This window comes from Spiroplasma sp. ChiS, assembly GCF_002968355.1.
GTDB classification, from domain to species: Bacteria; Bacillota_I; Bacilli_A; order Mycoplasmatales; family Mycoplasmataceae; genus Spiroplasma; species Spiroplasma citri.
Map to the genome: position 1 here is coordinate 1 of NZ_PUUH01000311.1, position 5,018 is coordinate 5,018.

The following is a 5,018-nucleotide window of genomic DNA, read 5'->3' on the forward strand; positions in this document are numbered from 1 at the left end:
AATAATTCAATAATTCCTTCGGTTTTTTTTGTGCTCCACGAATGGTAGACCCGCAGACTTCAATTACCCGACTAAGATAATTTAATTCTTTGCTTTTTATTTCAATATTATCTAAATATTTATTTAAGTTTTCATAAGTCGTACTATTTAAGTTATATTGAATATTAGCAAAATTAAATTTATCTAAAGTTATCTTGTTGTCTCATTCCGCTTGTTCTAACATTGTTAAAGTTATTGATATGATAATTCCACAAAGCAACGATAGAAAAACCAGTAAAAAAAACCCTTATTTTATAAGAGTTTTTTTGTGGAAAACTAAGTTAAATTATTTGGCTTAAATTAATTTAAATAATTAAAATGATCATCAACTTTTTAAATAATTAGTTGTTGATGCAATATAACTTTCTGTTGTTTTTAGTGTTTCACTAGCAAAATGTTTGACACTATCTCAATGCTGATAAGCATAATAACCACCATAAATTGCTGCACCAATTGCTAATGAAATACCCAAAGTTTCAGCCGCCGTTCCTAAGGAACCAGCAAGAATACCACCCTCAACAGCAACTTCATCTGCTAGTGTTTCTTCAACTGTTAATACTTCACTTGATACTACATAACCTATTTCTTCAAGGTATGGAATTATATCACTTGTTTCCAATCCTTCTGGTATATAAACATATTTTTTTAATAAAGATAATGTAACTTCACTAAATTCATATCAACCATTTTGTAACGATGTTTCAAAACCATTTAGTAAACTTTTAATAGCACTATCTTTAATAACAACATAATTTGTAGTACTTGTAACAGCACTAGCACCATTGCTGATAATTCCGATTGAACCTAAAATACTTAATAATGTTCCCATAATTAATTACCTTCTTTCTGTATTAAATTGTTATTATTTGGTACTGATAAGGTCATTTTCATGCTTTATCTACCTTATTTATAACTCTTTTTTAATAAAAAAACAATAATAATTAAAATATTTTTTTATTTGTTTCAAATTATTACTTGTTGTTGGTTCTAAAATAAATGTTGTCTTTACTATCAATCGTAAGAGAAGTAATATTATCATTAATACCAGCAATGTTGGTTAGTGTGTCTGAATCTTGTTTCAACACAAACGCACCATCATCAGTTCCAAAATAAATGTTATTTTTAGTATCAACTGTAATTGATTGAACTTTATCATTAACTCCGTTAATTTCTTTTATTGGTAGATAATTGTTATTTGCATTTGATGTCAAAGTACTAACATCGCGCTTAACACGAATTAGTGTTTTGTTGGCAAGCAACGGGGCGGGAATGCTCGCTGTCAGCGTAGTTATTGTTAAGATACTTAGTAATTTTTTAATTGTTGTTTTTCTTTCTAAATAAAAAAGAGAATAGCACAACCGCACTATTTCCACAAGCAATTTCTAACATATTTTACAAGAGTATCAAAAGTACAAACAAAATACCCCAGTAAAATAGGTTATAATAAAATTTGAGAAGCAGTAAAAGAAGAAGTCGCTTACTATTATTATTATTATTATACCACATCTAATTTATAGGTGTGGTTTTTTTGATAATTTGTTATTTCTGACAGTTTTTATCCCCTGTGTTAATCGTAAATCACTCATCATCGACTTTTTGAATAACAAAACTACAATTCAAACACTTTTGTAAATCAATATCAACAATCATTAAATTATGATTGATAGTGTCTTTATTATCTACTTTTTTTCATTGTTATTTTATCTACTTTCGTTTTTTCTATATCATTCTTTTTCTAATTTTTCAAAAAAATCACTTAAATTTTTAAGTATAAATTGAAAATGTGCTTCTTTGTCAGTTTCTAATACTTCGTGTAACTCAGGGATAAAAGGTAAATTATCAATATATTCCATAAATTTTTTTTCGTGTTCGCCACACATAGAAAAAGCTGGCATTACAAGTAATCTTATTTCTTCACAGTGAGGAGCAATACAAATATTTTCATCTACTTTTTTCATAGTTATTTGATTTCCTTGATGAGTTCTTCGTATGCTTGTTTCTGTCGCCAATAATATTGACTATCTCAAATACTCGCTAATTCGTTTTCAGCAGATAAAAAAGACTTAGAACTTTTAATTTGGAAAGGAATACAGAAATGAAAAAATTTTTTTTCTTTTAAATAACTTTCTATTATTTCTAAATTTTCATTATCTTTTATATTATTAAAAATAATATTATGTTTTGGTATATTTCGTTCAGTTTTATTTGCCATATATTTTAAACTATTAATTAAATCTAATATTCCTTTAAAACTACTTACACCTTCATTTATTGGGATTAAAATTAAATCACTAATTAATAACCAATCTAGTGAAAAGTCATCTACAGTTGGTGGATAGTTAATCAACACATAATCATAACCATCAAAAGTATCTTTATTTGTTAAATAAATGTTTTCATCTATATTTTCTTTGTTGTTTTGATAATTATCATATAATTCTTTAATTAACAAATTTATATTTCGTAGTTTTTCCCCACCAACAATAATATCAATGTTTTTATATTTCGTTGGTTGAATTACTTTTTTAACTTTTATTTCTTCTAAGTCTAAAATGACTTTATTTAAAGTTTTATTAAAGTCTATGTTTTTATTACTAACACCAAAAGAAATTGTTGCTTGGGTGTCTAAATCAATTAATAAAACTTTTTTATTATCTAGGGCAAATTTATAGGCAACATTTTTGCATAATGTCGTTTTTCCGACCCCACCTTTTTTTACTGCAAAACTAATCATCTTCATTATTATTGTTTTCCTTTCCATAACGCTCTTTAAGAATTTCATTCATTAAAGTAGACATTTTTCATTTTCTTTGCTGTGCTTCTTTTTTGAAATTTTTTACTAGATAAAAATCACAAGTTGTATTAGGTAATAAAACTTTTTTATTATATTTTATTTTATTCTTAAAAGATACAGAATTATCAATCATTTCTAATGTACTTTTTTTCTTTATTACTGGCATTTTTTTTCCTTTCTATTTTATTATATAATTAATATAATTTATTCTATTAATTATATAATATAAAATATGAAAATAAATAACATTAAATTATTTTTATTGTCATTTACCCGCGAAAATAATTTTCAATGCGCCACAGAGGACAATAGCAAAACAAACAACAAAAAAACCTTATAAAATAAGGTTTTTAATTAGGTGACTATGTTAAATTATTAAGTTTATATTGCTCTAAATATTTCACAAGAATACTAATCATTTTCTTATGATAAAATTACTTTGTATCAAAATGTATTAAATATCAACTTAGCAATAAAAAATAATAACAATTTCAGAAAGGAAAATATACAAAATGAAAAAAATTTTAAGTTTATTAAGTGTATTAACAATTAGTGGAACTGCTATCCCAACAACAATTGCCGCTAGCCCTTATCAAAAAGAACAGGAAAAGGAATACTACCAAGATACAATTAATTATGAATTTTTTCTTCGTGAACCTAATAAAATATTTTTTACCTTTTCAAAAAAAAGATGAAATGAAATTAAAGAATTATATCACGATATTTATATAAAAAATAAAAAAAATATTAAATATCAAAAAAAAATATTTAACATTAATTTTATTGATATTTTAAATAACGGAGTTTGACAAGATTGAAGATTAAATTCTAATTCATATAATGCTATTTCTGAAAAAATAATTGATAATTTTGATTTAATTAATAACATTATAGAAAAAACAAAACAAGATTATTATCAATTAAATACCAATGATGAAAAAAGTTATTTTTCTTTTTTTCCAAGTACTAAAGGGGTTCCTTATTCATTCACCAAAGAAATAAGAAAACAACTTAATAAACCAATAATTTTATTAAGTTCAGGTACTGCTGGAGCAGCTATTGGAATTATTGGAAATATAATAAATAAATATTCTGTTATTATTGGTGCTTATAAAGCTCTAAATATAAATTTTGTTACTTTAGTAGGTTGAGTAATTAGAGGCGCTACCCCTTTAATTATTGCTGGAACAGCTATTGGAATTATAATTGGAGTAGTAATAGTTGGTTTACAAATATATTATTTTGTTCAATAAATTCTCTTAATTGATAACAAATATTAAAAAATAAATAGAGTATGTATACATACTCTATTTATTTTACTTTATTTCATATTTCGTTAGGTGTGTTGTTCTTGTCAAATGTAATTAGTTTTTTCATTTTTTTTAATATATGTTGTTTTGATATAGTAATGATAATTATTTTGGTTTTATACTGAAAGAAAAAAAGAAAAAAATCGTGTTTTATCAAACAGCAAAAACGATATGATAAAGACCATATCTTACGTTTGTTTATTCGTTGTCTTGCTACTCTGTGGTTTTATGCAAGTTCTCTGCTTTGTTGATAGGGGAGTGAAGAACTCGATAGGGGAATTAATCTAATTTGTCTAATTCCGCTAATAATTGTTCGAGTTCTTCATCAGATATTTTTTTGTGGGTCGCCCTTGTTTTTTTCGTAAACAGTGTTAAACTTATCAACAAGAGAATTATTTTCTCTGGTAGACAAATTTTCACTGTTAGCAGAATACTTAGTTTTTACGAAGGTTTGGTATTCTGCTTTTAATTTGTCGCTTTCAGCGCAAATTTGTTCGCGCGCTTGTTGGTAAGTTAACCCACTTAAAAAAGGGGTTGTTGCTTCTTCTTTTTCGTAGCGGCAAGCAGACACAGTTAAATAATGAAATTCTTTAATTGCAGTGTCTTTAATTGCTTGATAACCCGCCAAGTGGTATTTGTTATTATCACGCGTGTTATAAATTCAGTAGTTAAAAAACATATCAAGACCAACCAAAAAGTATTTACCAGTTTTGTCTAAAAAACACATTATTTTAGGCACACAAATAAATTTGTCATAAATTTTGACTTTATAGCTGTCTTGGCGGGTAGGGTGTTGGCGAACACATTTTTTCGGTAAGTAAAAATTAGAGATATGTTTATTTTCATCAAGTTGATTAATCACTTTATAACTAAAC

8 protein-coding genes are annotated in these 5,018 nt (G+C 25.7%); 1 reads left to right on the plus strand and 7 read right to left on the minus strand.

Annotation, left to right across the window (positions count from 1 at the left end):
* The 6 genes from C6B38_RS08740 to C6B38_RS08765 form a co-directional block, all read right to left on the minus strand.
* A partial coding sequence (locus C6B38_RS08740) for a hypothetical protein (RefSeq protein ID WP_146693377.1) occupies positions 1 to 223 on the minus strand: 223 nt, incomplete at its 3' end.
* 129 nt (positions 224 to 352) lie between these two features.
* On the minus strand, positions 353 to 868 hold the full coding sequence (locus C6B38_RS08745; protein ID WP_105299333.1) for a hypothetical protein: 516 nt from the start codon (positions 866 to 868) through the stop codon (positions 353 to 355).
* Between the two features lie 142 nt (positions 869 to 1,010).
* On the minus strand, positions 1,011 to 1,397 hold the full coding sequence (locus C6B38_RS08750) for a hypothetical protein (RefSeq protein ID WP_105299334.1): 387 nt from the start codon (positions 1,395 to 1,397) through the stop codon (positions 1,011 to 1,013).
* A gap of 342 nt (positions 1,398 to 1,739) precedes the next feature.
* Positions 1,740 to 1,997: a hypothetical protein gene (locus tag C6B38_RS08755; RefSeq protein WP_105299335.1), complete on the minus strand. Its 258-nt coding sequence runs from the start codon at positions 1,995 to 1,997 to the stop codon at positions 1,740 to 1,742.
* Positions 1,998 to 1,999: 2 nt separating this feature from the next.
* Positions 2,000 to 2,779, minus strand: coding sequence for a ParA family protein (locus C6B38_RS08760; protein WP_162475947.1), 780 nt, complete (start codon positions 2,777 to 2,779; stop codon positions 2,000 to 2,002).
* Positions 2,766 to 2,999 (minus strand): hypothetical protein, encoded by a 234-nt coding sequence (locus C6B38_RS08765; protein ID WP_105299337.1) that lies wholly within the window; start codon positions 2,997 to 2,999, stop codon positions 2,766 to 2,768. Before C6B38_RS08765 ends, C6B38_RS08760 begins: the two co-directional genes overlap by 14 nt.
* Positions 3,000 to 3,345: 346 nt before the next feature.
* Here C6B38_RS08765 and C6B38_RS08770 point away from each other — a divergent pair, with 346 nt between their 5' ends.
* Positions 3,346 to 4,086, plus strand: coding sequence for a hypothetical protein (locus C6B38_RS08770; protein ID WP_105299338.1), 741 nt, complete (start codon positions 3,346 to 3,348; stop codon positions 4,084 to 4,086).
* A gap of 283 nt (positions 4,087 to 4,369) precedes the next feature.
* Here C6B38_RS08770 and C6B38_RS10435 read toward each other — a convergent pair.
* On the minus strand, positions 4,370 to 5,018 hold a 649-nt coding region (locus C6B38_RS10435; protein ID WP_162475948.1), incomplete at its 5' end, for a hypothetical protein.